6 protein-coding genes are annotated in these 17000 nt (G+C 52.9%); 5 read left to right on the top strand and 1 reads right to left on the bottom strand.

The window, feature by feature from the left end; genetic code table 11:
- Nucleotides 1–14: 14 nt before the first annotated feature.
- Nucleotides 15–8099 (top strand): adhesion domain-containing protein, encoded by an 8085-nt coding sequence (locus F0Q32_RS22320; RefSeq protein WP_149464786.1) that lies wholly within the window; start codon nt 15–17, stop codon nt 8097–8099.
- A 55-nt stretch (nt 8100–8154) separates the two neighbouring features.
- On the opposite strand, the gene xseA is transcribed toward F0Q32_RS22320, so the two are convergent.
- Nucleotides 8155–9522, bottom strand: a complete 1368-nt coding sequence (gene xseA, locus F0Q32_RS22315; protein ID WP_149464785.1) for an exodeoxyribonuclease VII large subunit — start codon at nt 9520–9522, stop codon at nt 8155–8157.
- A 161-nt stretch (nt 9523–9683) separates the two neighbouring features.
- Between xseA and guaB the strand changes: the two genes are divergently transcribed.
- The 4 genes from guaB to F0Q32_RS22295 form a co-directional block, all read left to right on the top strand.
- Nucleotides 9684–11150 (top strand): IMP dehydrogenase, encoded by a 1467-nt coding sequence (gene guaB / locus F0Q32_RS22310; protein WP_149464784.1) that lies wholly within the window; start codon nt 9684–9686, stop codon nt 11148–11150.
- A gap of 69 nt (nt 11151–11219) precedes the next feature.
- Nucleotides 11220–12797, top strand: a complete 1578-nt coding sequence (gene guaA / locus F0Q32_RS22305; protein ID WP_149464783.1) for a glutamine-hydrolyzing GMP synthase — start codon at nt 11220–11222, stop codon at nt 12795–12797.
- A 153-nt stretch (nt 12798–12950) separates the two neighbouring features.
- Nucleotides 12951–14015: an SEL1-like repeat protein gene (locus F0Q32_RS22300; RefSeq protein ID WP_149464782.1), complete on the top strand. Its 1065-nt coding sequence runs from the start codon at nt 12951–12953 to the stop codon at nt 14013–14015.
- 210 nt (nt 14016–14225) lie between these two features.
- On the top strand, nt 14226–17000 hold a 2775-nt coding region (locus F0Q32_RS22295; protein ID WP_223145811.1), incomplete at its 3' end, for a RecQ family ATP-dependent DNA helicase.

The following is a 17000-nucleotide window of genomic DNA, read 5'->3' as shown; positions in this document are numbered from 1 at the left end:
CTGGAGTTTTTTACATGTCGGTATGTCTGAAACCAGGGAAAATCATTATGCTTCTGGGCATGTTGGCAGCTTTTATGCTGTCTGACTTTGCACGGGCAGGGGCGGAATGGCAGACATATCATGATTCTACAGGCGAGTTTAACGGAACCGTTCCTTTTGCCGACAGCGCCAGCGTACCCGTCTATCAGGGCAGTGTTCAGCTTAATCCTGCTGAATCTCATGATGTCGGGTTTTCTGCTAAACCGAATGAATTTAGCGTTGACGATGACGCTGCTAACCTGATTGTCGCTAATCCTCAGGACAATGAAGGCGACCATTTTTCCACACCACCTGCGCTGCGCTGGGAAAATCAAACACCCCCTACCGTCAGCCTGGTGTGGGCCGATGCCGCCACGCCCGATGTGCCCCTTAACCCACAACCCATTGCTAACCGTAGCTTTTGCGCTCAGGGGCTGGCCGGACGCTCGCTGGTGGCCTGGCCGCAGATTGATGCGCAGCAAACCCTCCCACTGCTCTACCTGCTGACCTCGACCGGGTATCCCTATGCGGGGACGGTGGCGCTGGTGGACCAGAAAGTGACCCTGAACATCGCGCCCGCGCAGGGCGATTTAATCTCGGTGAGCGCCAGCGGTTATAACGAAACGATCGCGGCGGCAAAAACCACCGTTGGCGACACCATCACGCTCACCGTCACCACTAAAGATTGTCAGGGCAACGTCGCGGGTAATATTCCGTTTATTATCAAACGTAAAGATGCTGAAAATCGCCAGGGGGCGGTGAATAATACTGCGCCAGTGGTACTGGATAGCACCGAGTTAACGACGACGGCTACCGAATACCATGGCACCTCTGATGTCAGCGGCACGGCCACCATCACGGTGAGCCAACCGAACGGCCCTGGCGTCAAAACGCCACTGGTGGTCAGCATTTCCGGCATTGCGCAAACCAGCGAAACCGCGGTGATTTTTACCGTACTCACCAGCCCGGACGTGGCGCAGGCTACGATGTGGGGCCATATGGCGGAGACGGTAGAAGCCCACGGTTACACCTTCAGTCGACCAAAGCTGGCGGCAGAAGTCAGCAATGAAAGCGCCACGGTCGTCGATCACAACGAAACCTGGTCCACCTTCACCTGGAGCGGCGCAGATAACCACTGCACCGTGCTGCCCGGCATGCGCCACTTCGGCGCGCTGGCGACCGTTATCCCCACATCGGTGCAGACAGTCCTTGGCTGGCCGATGCAGGGGGATTATTACTGGTCATCGCTGGCGGGCACCACCGGGCAGCACCATGCGGCGGATGTCTCTAACCGTGGTGAAACGCAAAAGCCGGATAGCACCCCGTTTCTTGTAAGCTGCGTGGATAAACCCGCGCCTGATGTCGAGCCGAAAATCGTCCTTACGCCCGAAAACTATGATGATACGGCACAGGCGATGAAATCGCAGGTGGGCGAAGACGCCACGATGCGTCTGACGATCACCGACAATAAAAATAACGATCAACCACTGGCGTATTACTACTTCTCGCTGCATCTGGATGACGGCGTTAACCGCAAAAATCAAACCGATTCCGCCTGGGAAGCCCATCCGGTGCAGATTACTGGTGGTTCGAATTTGCAACAGGTTGATGCTCACACCTATGAAGGCATGACCGATGTCAACGGTCAGGCTTCGCTAACCCTGAGCCAGCCCGACGGCGCAGGCGTGAAAACCCATATCACGGCGAAAATGCGCAGCAATTTTACGGCTACAGATGCCAAAGACGTGATTTTTACTGTGATCACCAGCCCGGACAGCGACAAGGCGCGGATGTGGGGCCATATGCGCGGCATTGTTGTATCTGGCAGTCTGTTCAAACGCTCAGTGCTGGCGGATGAAACTGAGCATGAACTGGGATCGGTGCGGGAAAATAACGAAGACTGGGCGCTGTTCGATCAAGACACCAGTATGCAGGCTGAATGCGGCGTCGGCCATACGCCAAGTCAGAGTGGGCTGGAAAGCCTTTTTTCAGCCCATCCCGGTAACGCGATTGGCACTGAGTATGGCTGGCCCACCGCACAACAGAACTACCTAAGCGCGGTGGAGCAAGCCACGCATTCATCGGTGAATTTGGCGAACGGAAACGTCGACAGCTACCCCGGCTTTAAGCGAAATTACCTCTCCTGTTCGGGCAATGAGATGGTCGCGAAGGTTGAAGTGAGCACCGATCACGATGTCACCCCTGGCACCAAAGCGCAGGCCAAAGTGGGAGACACCGTCGTGATGACCGTGCGTACGGTTAACGCGCTCAATAATACTCCGGTTCCCTTTACTGCCTTCACCATCACTAAAGGCATGGGGTATAACCGAGCGGGGCTGGTGAGCGGGTTTGATGACCCGAGCAGCGGCGCAATCTCGATGAATGGCACGCAATACGGCACATCGCAGCCGTCGATGGTTTATACGGGTACGACAGATGCACAAGGCGTGGCAACGGTCGAAATAGAGCAACCACAAGGCGTCGGGCTAAGAACGGCGCTGAGCGTAACGCCGGTAAATTCCTACCTGCCGAATACCGTTAATTACAGCGTTATTTTCACCACCCCAACCAGCCCGGACGTTATTGGCGCGCAGATGTGGGGCCATATGGATGAAACGATTACTGTTGATTCATTAACCTTTACCCGGCCTAAGCTGGCAGCAGAAATCGCCAGTCCGGATGGCACACTAACGGAAAAAAACGAAGTCTGGGCGCGCGTTAGCCAGGCCAGTACGGCCATTACCAGTAAAGGCGGTTGCGGAGCCAATATGCTGCCGCGTCGCTCACAGCTCAGTGCGCTCTATGACGCTAATAACGGCAATGCGGTGCAAACCACACACGGCTGGCCGACGCAGCGTCAGCCCTACTGGAGCAGTTCCCCCGCGGATGTAACGCCGCACTATTACACCATTGCCCTGGATAACGGCGCACAGGCTATCGGCGGCGATACGCCGGTTTACGTCAGTTGCCTGACGACGGCGAACAAACCGGCCAGCAGCATTACGCTGGATGTGGTTGATAACGCACAGTGGGCTGCCGGAAATAACGCGGCGAAGCTGAAAAAAGGCGAAACGCTACAGGTTAAGGTAACGGTAAAAGATGCGCAGGGTAATCGGCTCACGGATATGCCATTTAAACTCAGTCGCGGAGACGGTTATACCCGCACGGGCGAAAAACATATTGCCGGTAGCGGCGATGCGCTGGTGGCGCCGGTGGTGATTAACAGCGGGCTGGCGGATGAAACGACGTTGAACGACACCGCGGGATTTTATACTGCCATGACCGGTAGCGACGGCAGCAAAATCCTCAATATTACCCGCCCGGATACTCACGGCACCAAAACGGCGCTGACGGCGACGTTGTATTCCGATGCAACAAAAAAAGACAGCCTGGACACAATCTTTACTGTGGTCACCAGCCCGGATAGCAGCCAGGCGAAAATGTGGGGGCATATGCCGGAAACGGTGACGGCTGCGGACGGTACGGTATTTAAACGCCCGCTGTTGTTGAAGGAACTGGCCTATCAGACTGGGCGAACATCGACGTCTGAAGACAATGAAAACTGGGCGTTGTTTAACATTAATTATGCGAGTTCTTCTACGACGTATAGTGGCTGTGGAACCAACTATATTCCGACTCAAGCCGGTCTGACGTCACTGTTTGCTAATAATGCGGGCAACACCATGAAAACCGTGCAGGGCTGGCCGGTGGCAACACGCTATTTGTCCAACACGTCCGACAACGGCAGCATGGAGCAGCGTAACTACAAGGCGGTAGATCTCAGCAATGGCACGAGTGCGGCAGTGTCATCAACGGCGCTGCAACTGCTGACCTGCCAGACCACGCCGGTAACCACGGTGGGCCAAATTCTGCTGGAAGCGGCAGATCCGGCGACGCTGGATACCACCTATAACGTGGTAAAAGCGAAAAAAGGCGAAGAATCCGTGGTGCGCGTCACCACCAAAGATACGCAAGGCAACCTGGTGGGCAATACGGCATTTATCCTGACGCGTGCCAACAGCGTGAGTCGGGCTAACGCATCAGCAACCGCGAGCGTGGGCGCGCTGACGGTGACGGATGCCTGGGGAAATACGCGAAATAATTTCCAGTCGACGAGTGAAACGATTTACGGCGTGACTGGTGCAGACGGGTCAACGACATTTACCCTGAAACAGGATAACAGTACCGGGTTAAGAACCGATCTCACGGCAAAACTGGATACGTCCAGCAGCGTCAAGGCGACGCTACCGGTGGTCTTTACTGTCGTGACCAGCCCGGATTCGCCAAAAGCGAATTTTTGGGGACATATGGCCGAAACGGTGATGGCCTCCGACGGTACAATCTATAAACGACCACTGTTGTTGAAAGAGCTGAGTAACACCAGTGGTCGAAATTCTACGGCTGAAAACGGTGAAGATTGGGCAAGATTCACCTGGACTCAGTCGGCTGACACCAGCATGAATGGGTGTGGTACAGATTATATGCCGACGCTGGATGGACTGAAGTCTTTGTATGACGCCAATAGCGGTAATGTGATGAGTACGGTGCAGGGATGGCCGGTAAAAACGACCTATCTCACCAATACCCCGAGTGATACGCAAACAGGGAGCCGTTACTACAATGTGGTGCAACTGAATACTGGTGCAGTCTCACAAATCTCGACGAACACAGTCGTGCTACAAACCTGCCGCACAACGCCGTTGACGGCTGCTAGCCAGATTACGCTGGAGGCCTCAGACCCCGCGCAATTTGTCAGCATTGACAGTACGCTTAGCGCGATCAAAGTGCAGAAAGGCGATAGCGTGTCGATCCGCATTTCGACTAAAGATGCACAGGGGAATTTAGTCGGCAATACGCCGTTTGCCCTGAAACACGCTAACCCGGTCAATCGCCAAAATGTGGCGTCAACATCGCAGAAAGTGTCGGTCACGACTGCGTCGGGTACGACGGTGGATACCACTGCATCGACCATTCTGTATGGCGTGACCGGGCCAGACGGAACCACCACGATGACACTCCGACAGGATGCGTCTACTGGACTCAAAACCGACTTTTATGCTCTGTTGAACGATACCGGCGTGTCGTCGAACACCTTGCCAGTGATCTTCACCGTCGTCACCAGCCCGGATACACCGCTGGCGGCCAACTGGGGGCATATGGCGGAAACCTTTACCAGCAGCAAGGGCGTCACCTTCAAACGGCCTTTCCTCAAAGCTGAACTTTCTGGTGGTACGGCGGTAACGACCAATAATGAAGTCTGGTCGCGCCTGACAGCAACGGAGAAAACGGATGCCAGCAAGGCTGGATGTGATGAGAGTTATCAACCGCTGACGACTGACATGCAGGGGTTGTATGCGGATTACCCTAACAACCAGTTGGGCACGGTGCTCGGCTTGCCGACTTCCGCCGGGTATATGTGGGCCTACGACATGATGACGGTTTCTGGCAGCAGCTGGAGCAACCAGGCATATTCGCTCGTTAATGGTCAGACAGTTCAGGCATCGTCCAGTTATACGGCGGTAGTGATGTGCCTGGTGGAACCGCATACCGTTCCGGCGATGATAGAGATCACTTCAACAGCACAGGATGCGGCAAAAACGGTCAGCAATGGTGGTCGACCGAGCGCCGTAGCGAAGAAAGGTGAGACGATTCCGCTGACGGTGACCGTACGTGATAGCGCCGGGAATCCGGTACCCTATGCCGACTTTACCCTCACGCGTGAAACGACGCTGGATCGCTCGAAAGCAACCGTTAACTCGAGTGCGGACGATCTTACCGTGAAGTCATTGATACCCGCGAACAGTGACGCTGTGCTGACGGCAAATGGGGCAAAAGTGCTCAGAACAACGGGCAGTGATGGCACAGCCACCTTTGAAGTGAGCCAGAATGCCACGACCGGTCTGGCGACACCGATAACCGTCACGCTGGCGCGTGATGTAACCAAAACCGCCACGCTGGATGTTATCTACACGGTGATAACCAGCCCGGACTCACCGAGCGCGAAATTCTGGGGGCACATGCCGGACACCTTTACCAGTTCGGCAGGCGTCACCTTCAGACGACCGCTGCTGAAAGCCGAAGCGACTTCAGGGTCATCGATTAGCACTAACGGCAATGGTGAAGTGTGGTCGTATATGAGCAACGTTCAAAATTTAACATCGACAGATTGTCCGCTGGAGAATCAACCGCGCAGTAATGAATTGTTGGATTTGTATAATGATCATCCCAACGGCGCGATAATGACTGACCTGGGGCTGCCGATATATGCAGGCAAGTGGTGGGCTTATGATATGGTCATGCCGGATTTATATACGTGGCAGTATCAGACTGTCAGCCTGAGCGCAGGAGATATCGCGAAGAGCTCGGCAAACAACGCGCTGATGCTTTGCCTGACGAAGCCGCATCCGGCAGGCGTCAGCGTAATGTTGACGTCATCCGCAATGGATAACACCAGAACCCTCAGTAATGGCGGGCGGCCTAGCGCGTCAGTGAAAAAAGGTAACCCACTGCCAATTGTGGTGACGGTCAAAGACCGTGATGGTAACCCGCTGGCGGGAGAGGCCGTGACGCTCAGGCGTGGTTCAGCGATGAGCCGTTCAGGAGCAGGAGTGAACACGCCGGCAAATGCAATGACGTTGACAGAGTTGACACCTGTGTCGGCGGAGTTTTCTCTGGCCGCACACGATACGCAATGGCAAGGTTTCACCGGCAGTGATGGTACGGCCACTTTCAATGTTGAACAGCCTGAGACCATCGGCCTGGCCATCTCGTTCACCGCTATACTGGCGCGAGATGTCGCAACTACCAGCGTCATTGATGCGATCTTTACCGTCGTCACCAGCCCGGATTCCGCAATGGCGACCTACTGGGGCCATATGCCGGATACGGTAACGGCGGAAAACGGCGTGGTCTTTGAACGGCCTAAATTGTTGAAAGAGCTGCCGTCGAGCGCCGGAGTCAGTCAGGTGACGGATAACAATGAAGTGTGGCCGTTGTTTAAGGCAACGCAAAGGGAAGATAACAGCCTCAGTCCTTGTGAAGCGGCACGTCGGCCATTGAGCGATGATTTATTATCGCTCTACGCGCGCTATCCGGGGAACACGCTGACGACTCAAATCGGCTGGTCTACGAAGTATGCATGGTGGGCACTGGATAACAAGCAGGGGAATGCCCTGGTTGTCAGTCTGAATAATGGTTTTGAGTCGTCGACGGCGAGTACGGGGTATCAGGGATGTCTGGTCAATCCCCGCGCGACCGTCTCCAGCGTCACGCTGACATCGACGGCGATAGATGCCACTACGCAGGCAGCGAAGGTAAAAAAAGGTGAAGCCGTGCCCCTCGTTGTTACCGTAAAAGACAGCGCCGGGAAGCCGGTACCGAATGTCGCTTTCACCTTAAAACGTGGTGATGCCGTGCCGCGTAACAGCGGGGCGACATTGTATGGTGATGTTGCGGCGATGGATGATATGACGGTACAACCTGCCAGCGGGACGGTGGTAACGCTGGCTGACAGTGGGAATACGATCGACGGTGTGACAGGGGCGGACGGTACGGCAAGTTTTGCCGTTCGTCAGGATAATACGCCAGGATATAAAACGCCGTTGACGGTGACGCTGACGGATAACGCCACAATAACGGCGACGCTGGATACGATTTTCACCGTGCCGACCAGCCCGAATGTCGCCACGGCATATTTCTGGGGTCATATGGCGGATACCGCCACCGTAAGTGGCAAGACGCTGCATCGCCCGCTATTAAAATCGGAGTTGCCGTCAGGGGCTACAGCGGCAGCAACGCCTGATGTGAATAATGAAACCTGGGCGCTGGCGCATGTGGTCGATGCTCAAAAATGGGATATTGCAAAGCAGTGCGGTGACTTTAGTAAAGCACCGAGCTATGCTGATTTACAGTCATTGCATAGCGGTTTTAGCGCGCTGGGATGGCCATCATCGATAAGCTTCCCCTATTTCTCTACCGATCGGGCCGGTTCGTTCTATTGTGGTATGGATGAAGGGGCGGGGACACAAAACTGCGGTATTCAGGCATCCAGTACTGCAGGGTTTGCGACCTGTTTCCAGTAGACTTATCGGGTCTGTAAATGGGGGCCAAGATGTAAATAAGATTCGCAATGCGTCATTAGATTTTCTTGCGAGGCTTGCGGATTTTCGTCACAGCACTCACTTCACTGATCACTACGCCATCGCCCAGGCGAGTGGTCAGTGTCTCACCCACTTTCACCTGCTTAACCTGTTTTAGCACCGCGCCATCAGCGGCGCTGGTAACGCTATAACCGCGTGCGAGCGTGGAGAGTGGACTCACCGCTTCGAGGTGCGTCACTGTATTACCAAAGCGTTCGCGCGTGGCGCTAAGCTGTGCGCGAAGTGTTTCAGCGAGACGATATTCCAGTTGCTGAACCCGCGTTTGTGCGCGATGAATCTTCGGTTGCGGGTTTTGCTGATTCAGCCGCAGTGTTAATCGCTGCTGTTGCTGACCGGCGCGTTTAAGCTGATTCTCCAGCGCAAAGCTCATCCGCTTTTGCAGACGCTCAAGGGTGGTTTGCTGACGCGCCAGCCGGAGCTGTGGATGCTGCTGCTGCAAGCGGTGATGGATCTGCGTAAAACGTCGCGTGCGGTTGGCGAGGTAGTAATCCATCGCCATTTCCAGCCGTTGCTGCGCAGACTGCACCTGGCGCAGTAACTCTTGCTGATTGCGGCTCACCACTTCGGCGGCGGCTGACGGTGTTGGTGCGCGTAAATCGGCAACAAAATCGGCAATGGTCACATCGGTTTCATGCCCGACAGCGCTGACTACCGGAATGCTGCTGGCAAAAATCGCACGCGCCACGCGTTCGTCGTTAAAACTCCATAAATCTTCCAGTGAGCCACCGCCACGCCCAACAATCAACACGTCACATTCGTTGCGAAGATTCGCCAGCTCAATGGCACGAACGATTTGCCCTGGTGCGTCATCGCCCTGAACGGCTGTGGGGTAAATAATCACTGGCAGGGAAGGATCGCGACGCTTTAACACGTGCAAAATATCGTGCAGTGCGGCGCCCGTTTTTGAGGTGATGACACCCACGCAGTGCGCAGGGGAGGGGAGTGTTTTTTTAATTTGCTGATCGAACAAACCTTCAGCCTGCAACTTCGCTTTAAGCTGTTCGTACTTCTGTTGCAGCAAACCTTCACCGGCGGGCTGCATACTTTCGACGATAATCTGATAATCGCCGCGCGGTTCATACAGCGTAATGTTGGCGCGAACTAAAACTTGTTGCCCGTGCTGTGGACGGAAGGTTACCCGGCGGTTGCTGTTACGGAACATCGCACAGCGCACCTGGGCGGTATCGTCTTTAAGGGTGAAGTACCAGTGCCCGGAAGAGGGCTGGCTAAAGTTAGAAATTTCGCCGCTGATCCACACTTGCCCCATCTCCTGCTCAAGCAGCAAACGGACGGTCTGATTCAGGCGACTAACCGTAAAAATTGCGGGGGATTGAGATGGTAACATGTGAGCGAGATCAAATTTTAAATCAGCAGGTTATTTAATCGATAGTAACGTGCTGACCGGGGAGCGCAAGCATTATTTGCAAAAAAAGGTGGATGCAACCGATTACGCTCTGTATAATGCCACGGCAATATTTATTAACCACTCTGGTCGAGATATTGCCCATGCTACGTATCGCTAAAGAAGCTCTGACGTTTGACGACGTCCTCCTTGTTCCCGCTCATTCCACCGTTCTGCCGAATACTGCTGACCTCAGCACCCAACTGACGAAAACCATTCGCCTGAACATTCCTATGCTCTCTGCGGCAATGGATACCGTGACTGAAGCACGCCTGGCTATTGCGCTGGCGCAGGAAGGCGGCATCGGCTTTATCCATAAAAACATGTCTATCGAGCGCCAGGCTGAAGAAGTGAAGCGCGTGAAGAAACATGAATCCGGTATCGTCACCGACCCGCAGACTGTTCTGCCAACCACGACGCTTCGCGAAGTGAAAGAACTGACCGAGCGTAACGGTTTCGCAGGCTACCCGGTTGTCACCGAAGACTACGAGCTGGTGGGTATTATTACCGGTCGTGACGTACGTTTCGTTACTGACCTCAGCCAGCCGGTCAGCGTATATATGACGCCGAAAGAGCGTCTGGTTACCGTGCGTGAAGGTGAAACCCGCGAAGTGGTTCTGGCCAAAATGCACGAAAAACGCGTTGAAAAAGCGCTGGTTGTTGACGACAGCTTCCATCTGCGCGGCATGATCACCGTTAAAGATTTCCAGAAAGCAGAACGTAAACCGAACGCCTGTAAAGATGAGCATGGCCGTCTGCGCGTAGGTGCTGCGGTAGGCGCGGGTGCCGGCAACGAAGAGCGTGTTGATGCGCTGGTTGCCGCGGGCGTTGACGTCCTGCTGATTGACTCCTCACATGGTCACTCCGAAGGCGTTCTGCAACGTATTCGTGAAACCCGTGCTAAATATCCTGATCTGCAAATTATTGGCGGTAACGTCGCAACGGGCGCAGGCGCTCGTGCGCTGGCAGAAGCCGGTTGCAGCGCGGTTAAAGTGGGTATTGGTCCTGGCTCTATCTGTACTACCCGTATCGTTACCGGTGTCGGTGTTCCGCAGATCACTGCTGTTTCCGACGCGGTTGAAGCGCTGGAAGGGATGGGCATTCCGGTTATCGCCGACGGTGGTATCCGTTTCTCCGGTGATATCGCGAAAGCCATCGCTGCTGGTGCAAGCGCGGTAATGGTGGGTTCCATGCTGGCCGGTACTGAAGAATCCCCGGGTGAAATCGAACTCTACCAGGGCCGTTCTTACAAGTCTTACCGTGGCATGGGTTCCCTGGGCGCGATGTCCAAAGGTTCCTCTGACCGTTACTTCCAGAGCGATAACGCCGCCGACAAACTGGTGCCGGAAGGTATCGAAGGCCGCGTCGCTTACAAAGGTCGCCTGAAAGAGATCATTCACCAGCAGATGGGCGGCCTGCGCTCCTGTATGGGGCTGACCGGTTGTGGTACGATTGACCTGCTGCGTACTAAAGCTGAATTCGTACGCATCAGCGGTGCGGGCATTCAGGAAAGCCACGTTCACGATGTGACCATCACCAAAGAATCCCCGAACTACCGTCTGGGTTCCTGATTTTCTTCGCCCGACTCCGCGTCGGGCGATTTATTTACCCTGTTTCACTTGCCTCGGAACAATCGTCAAATGACAGACAATATTCATAAGCATCGCATTCTTATTCTCGATTTCGGATCGCAGTACACCCAACTGGTTGCACGTCGCGTACGTGAGCTGGGCGTTTACTGCGAACTGTGGGCGTGGGATGTTACTGAAGCACAAATCCGTGAGTTTAATCCAAGCGGCATCATACTTTCCGGTGGCCCGGAAAGCACCACTGAAGAAAACAGCCCGCGCGCGCCGCAGTATGTCTTTGAAGCAGGCGTACCGGTATTTGGCGTGTGCTATGGCATGCAAACCATGGCCATGCAGCTTGGCGGCCACGTGGAAGGCTCTTCTGAGCGTGAATTCGGCTACGCACAGGTTGAAGTCCTGACCGACAGCGCGCTGGTTCGCGGTATCGAAGATTCCCTGACGCCGGAAGGCAAACCGCTGCTGGACGTCTGGATGAGCCACGGCGACAAAGTCACTGCAATCCCGTCCGATTTTGTTACCGTTGCCAGCACCGAAACCTGCCCGTTCGCGATTATGGCGAACGAAGAAAAACGCTTCTATGGCGTGCAGTTCCACCCGGAAGTGACCCATACCCGTCAGGGCATGCGCATGCTGGAACGTTTTGTACTGGATATCTGCCAGTGTGAAGCGCTGTGGACGCCGGCGAAAATTATCGACGACGCTGTAGCTCGTATTCGTGAACAGGTTGGCGACGATAAAGTGATCCTCGGCCTCTCTGGTGGCGTGGATTCCTCCGTGACTGCAATGCTGCTGCACCGCGCAATCGGCAAAAACCTGACCTGCGTATTCGTCGACAACGGCCTGCTGCGTCTGAATGAAGCTCAGCAAGTCATGGACATGTTTGGCGATCACTTCGGTTTGAACATTGTTCACGTAGAAGGTGAAAAACGCTTCCTCGATGCGCTGGCGGGTGAAAACGACCCGGAAGCAAAACGAAAAATCATCGGTCGTGTTTTTGTTGAAGTATTCGACGAAGAAGCGCTGAAGCTGGAAGATGTGAAATGGCTGGCACAGGGCACTATCTATCCGGACGTTATCGAATCTGCGGCTTCCGCTACCGGTAAAGCGCACGTCATCAAATCTCACCACAACGTGGGCGGCCTGCCGAAAGAGATGAAGATGGGCCTGGTTGAACCGCTGCGTGAGCTGTTCAAAGATGAAGTGCGTAAAATTGGTCTGGAACTTGGCCTGCCGTACGACATGCTCTACCGTCACCCGTTCCCGGGGCCAGGCCTCGGCGTTCGCGTGCTGGGCGAAGTGAAGAAAGAGTACTGCGACCTGCTGCGTCGCGCTGATGCCATCTTCATCGAAGAGCTGCACAAAGCTGACCTGTACAACAAAGTGAGCCAGGCGTTCACCGTGTTCCTGCCGGTGCGTTCCGTTGGCGTAATGGGCGATGGCCGTAAGTACGATTGGGTTGTTTCCCTCCGAGCCGTCGAAACTATCGACTTTATGACCGCACACTGGGCACACCTGCCGTACGATTTCCTGGGCCGTGTCTCTAACCGCATTATCAATGAAGTGAACGGTATTTCCCGCGTGGTGTATGACATCAGCGGTAAACCACCAGCAACGATTGAGTGGGAATGATTATTCCTTTTGATACGGTGAAGTAATTGAAACCCGCTTAACGGCGGGTTTTTTTATGCTGCTATTCACCTGTAAGGCGAAGGCACAATTAAGCGATGACGGGAACAATATTGCACAGATAATCTGATGTCAAAATGACAATAAGGATGTTGTATGCACTTAATATTAATTTTGAGAATAGTGGCTGTTTTTACATTATTAGGTTTTATTCTTCCGCAACAAAGCTATGCCGCTCGCTGCCTACCTCGATACACGTCAGATTCAGAGGAGTGTCAGTATGTACAACAAACTGAGCGCAAAGCGGAAGAAGGGCATGACCTTTCGCAATTTATTCTTGGCGATATGTATGCGAATGGTGAATATGTTATTCCTGATTATAAACTGGCGATAAAGTGGCTTGAAAAAGCAGGTAAGGAAGGTAACGGGTTTGAGTATTTCATCCTTGGCTATCATTACCAATATGGCAAAAATTTCCCACAAGACAGGCAACAAGCCCTCAAATGGTATCGCAAGGCGGCGGAGAAGGGGGACAGTTCTACGCAAGTCATATTGGGAAACGCGTACTACTACGGTGATGGGCTTGCGCAGGATTACCTACAGGCACTTAACTGGTATCGTAAAGCCGCCGATAAAATAGGCGATCCCTCTTCAACAGCACAGTTTCTTGTTGGCGTTATGTATGCGCACGGCCTTGCCTTACCTAAGGATGATAAACAGGCAGTGGCTTATATGCGCAAAGCGGCAGACAGAATGTATGAGCCGGCGCAATTCTACCTGGGTGAGGCCTATTTCACCGGTAAAGGCGTCGAGCAGGATTATCGGCTTGCCGTTTACTGGCTCAATGAAGCGGTACGGAGTGGCTATGCACCAGGCCAGCTTCCTCTTGGTGAAATATATGACAAAGCCCACAGGCCTGAGCAAGTTCATTCACAGACGTGGTATCGCCAGACCGCGGAACGGGAAATTGCGAAGGTCCAATATAACTTTGGCGTATGGTATTACAATGGCTACCATCTGAATAAAGATCGCCAATTGGCGTTGGAATGGTACCTGAAAGCTGCGGAGCGTGGGCTACCTGAAGCTGAAAAAGCCGTAGCAGGTATGTATCTGCGCGGCGAAGGGACGGAAAAGAACACCCTGCTGGCGCTGATGTGGTACAGCCGGCTTGGCGGGCATTATGTGGGAGCGTGGGTGTTGGGCACCGATACCGACAAGTAGAGATAAATATATTGTCTTTGTCCCATCAAGTATAAAAATACTGAACCTTATTGGATTTTATGTGTATTTTATAAGTATGAGAGCTGTGGAGTGCGCGGCTCATTGTTAACACATAACTGCCCGGCTTATATGTATTTAAGTAATTCACGGTGTAAATAATTTTCCTTGCCGGGAGTGGTTCATATCGAATGGTATTAAAGGAATAGCCTGGTGTCTCTATCTTTTTCTCAATCTACGGGGATGGTGTTCGATCTTGAAGTCGTACCATCAATTGACGATCAGCCTCCACGCATTATCATGCTGGGTGCATTATGTCCCGACTCAGGGGCAGAGCTGGAGTTAAAAGTTTCTGGCGACCCCTATCCCGCGTTGCAGAAATTAGATAGTTTGTCTGAAGGTGCGAGTTTCGTCCTTGGTCATAATATCATTGAGCACGATCTTCCTATCCTACGAAAAGTTTATCCCTCTTTATCGCTCCATTCTTTACCCGCGATTGATACATTGCGTCTGTCGCCGCTGGCATTTCCGCAGAACCCGTACCATCGTCTGGTGAAAGATTATAAACTCATTCGTGATAGCCTGAATTCACCGCTGTCAGATTGCCATTCTACCTGGACGCTTTTTAACGATCAGCGTCTGGCCTTTACACAATTGAATACGGTGAGTCGAAAGGAGTTGTTGTGTTATCAAACATTATTAGCTCCGGCGACAGATTCTGACCTGGCTGCTTTTTTTGTCTCACTGACAGGTCGTAACGCTTTACCTCTATTTGATTTAAAGGCGCTTCTTCCGGAAATTTTACAAGAATCCGATCCCTCTTTGTCTCGAGATTTGAAGGTCTGTCGGACACGGCTGGAACACCTGCTTGAGCGGGATTTGCATAATCCTGCACAACATTTGCCGTTAGCTTATGCTTTGGCATGGCTTCGTGTTTCGGGCGGGAATTCTGTTCTGGCTCCCTGGGTAAGGCATCAGTTCCCTGAAGTGCAACAACTGGTTCACGAGCTGCGCGATGTCCCTTGCGAGCGGGCCAATTGCCAATATTGCCAGACAACCCATAATCCACGTCATGAACTTAAGCGTTATTTCGGCTTTGCCGATTTTCGTTATGAGCAGCCGGGTAAGAGTCTGCAACACGACATCGTGCTTGCGGGTATGCGAGGGCAACATGTTCTGGCTGTACTGGCAACCGGTGGGGGTAAGTCTTTATGCTATCAGTTGCCTGCCCTCAACCGTTTTCATCGCAATGGCAGCCTGACAGTGATTATTTCCCCCTTACAATCGCTTATGAAGGACCAGGTCGATGGGCTTCTTGAGCGTAATATCCAGTGTGCGGCGGCCCTGAATGGGCTTTTGACCATGCCGGAGCGTGCGGATGTCCTGGAGAAAATTCAGATGGGGGATGTCGGTATCCTGCTGGTATCTCCGGAACAATTTCGCAATAAAGCATTCAGACGAGCGCTCAGCCAGCGTCAGATTGGGGCATGGATTTTTGATGAAGCGCATTGCCTGTCGAAATGGGGCAGCGACTTTCGGCCCGATTACCTCTATGTTTCTCGTTTTATCCGCGAATATACGGGGGAAAATACACTTTCTCAGATAGGCTGCTTTACTGCGACCGCGAAACCGGATGTGCTTGCTGATATACGCAACCACTTTAAGGATACCTTGAATATCGATTTTGCGGTTTTTCATGGGGGCCATGAGCGTACTAATCTCTATTTTGATGTATTACCCTGTGTTCGAGCTGAAAAATGGCAGCATACGGATCGTTTGCTACACGAGTATCTCGATAACCAGAACGGTGGAGCGGTTGTTTTTGTCTCAAGCAGAAAGAATGCAGAAGCGCTATCCGATTTTCTGATAGGACAAGGATGGCCATGTAAGCACTTTCATGCCGGGCTGGAGCCCAATACGAAAACAGATATTCAGGACAGTTTTAAAGCGGGCCAATTGCGAATCATCGTTGCGACAAATGCGTTCGGAATGGGGGTGGATAAGGCTGATATTCGGCTTGTTGTTCATGCTGATATTCCCGGATCGCTTGAAAACTACTTACAGGAAGCGGGACGCGCTGGCCGCGATCAAGAAGATGCGCGCTGTATTCTTTTATACGACCCACAGGATATCGAAACGCAATTTGGCATGAGTGAGCGTTCAAAATTAAGTATCCGGGATATCCAACAAATTTTACGTAAGTTGCGTAACGAAAGTAATCGAAGAAAGGGAAATAAACTTGTGATTACTGCCGGAGAAATCTTGCAGGATGATAGCGTTGACACAACCTTTTCTGCTGATGAACGAGACGCGGAAACGAAGGTGGTTACCGCCGTAGCCTGGCTTGAGCGTGGTGAATATCTTAAACGTGAGGAAAATCATACTCAGATATTCCCAGGAAAACTTAATCTTGCTGAGGAAGAAGCGGAAAATCGCCTGCTGAAAGCTCAGATACCGCAACGTCGGCGTGAGGAATACCGCGCTATCCTGCGTTTTCTCTATAATGCAGACGTTGCGGAGAGAATAAATACCGATCAGCTCATGCAACTGACCAGCCTCGAGTCAGAGGAAATTGCCAGTGCGTTAAAGCAATTGGAAGAGTTGGGGATATTAATTAATGACTCTCAGATTACAATATACGTGCGTTATGGCGTGGCCGGCGCTTCTCTCCAACGGCTCCAGAACTCCTTAAAACTGGAGTCAGCTCTGCTAAAACGCCTGCCTGAATTGATGCCCGATGCCGAACAGGGCGGATGGCAGGATTTACAACTGCCTGTACTTACCATGGAGTTGAAAGCCCTCACCGAAATTGAAGGGTTACTCCCAATACATGTTTTGCGATTATTACGTAGCCTGGCCCAGGATCATGATTCAGATGGTCATCAGCGCAGCACTTTTGAACTGAGGCAGATTAATCGGGACTACCTCAAACTCCGAATTAAAGGTCGGCATCTCTGGACGAGAATTGTTAGGGAAGGTGCGAACAAG

The sequence above is a fragment of the Pseudocitrobacter sp. 73 genome, from assembly GCF_008369545.1.
GTDB lineage: Bacteria > Pseudomonadota > Gammaproteobacteria > Enterobacterales > Enterobacteriaceae > Pseudocitrobacter > Pseudocitrobacter vendiensis.
The sequence above is the reverse complement of the archived record's forward strand: the minus strand, read 5'-3'. Positions and strand labels throughout refer to the sequence as shown.

Coding starts and splice junctions, on each gene's coding strand:
- F0Q32_RS22300 (WP_149464782.1), top strand. CDS start 12,951: ATGCACTTAATATTAATTTTGAGAATAGTGGCTGTTTTTACATTATTA.
- xseA (WP_149464785.1), bottom strand. CDS start 9,522: ATGTTACCATCTCAATCCCCCGCAATTTTTACGGTTAGTCGCCTGAAT.
- F0Q32_RS22320 (WP_149464786.1), top strand. CDS start 15: ATGTCGGTATGTCTGAAACCAGGGAAAATCATTATGCTTCTGGGCATG.
- guaA (WP_149464783.1), top strand. CDS start 11,220: ATGACAGACAATATTCATAAGCATCGCATTCTTATTCTCGATTTCGGA.
- guaB (WP_149464784.1), top strand. CDS start 9,684: ATGCTACGTATCGCTAAAGAAGCTCTGACGTTTGACGACGTCCTCCTT.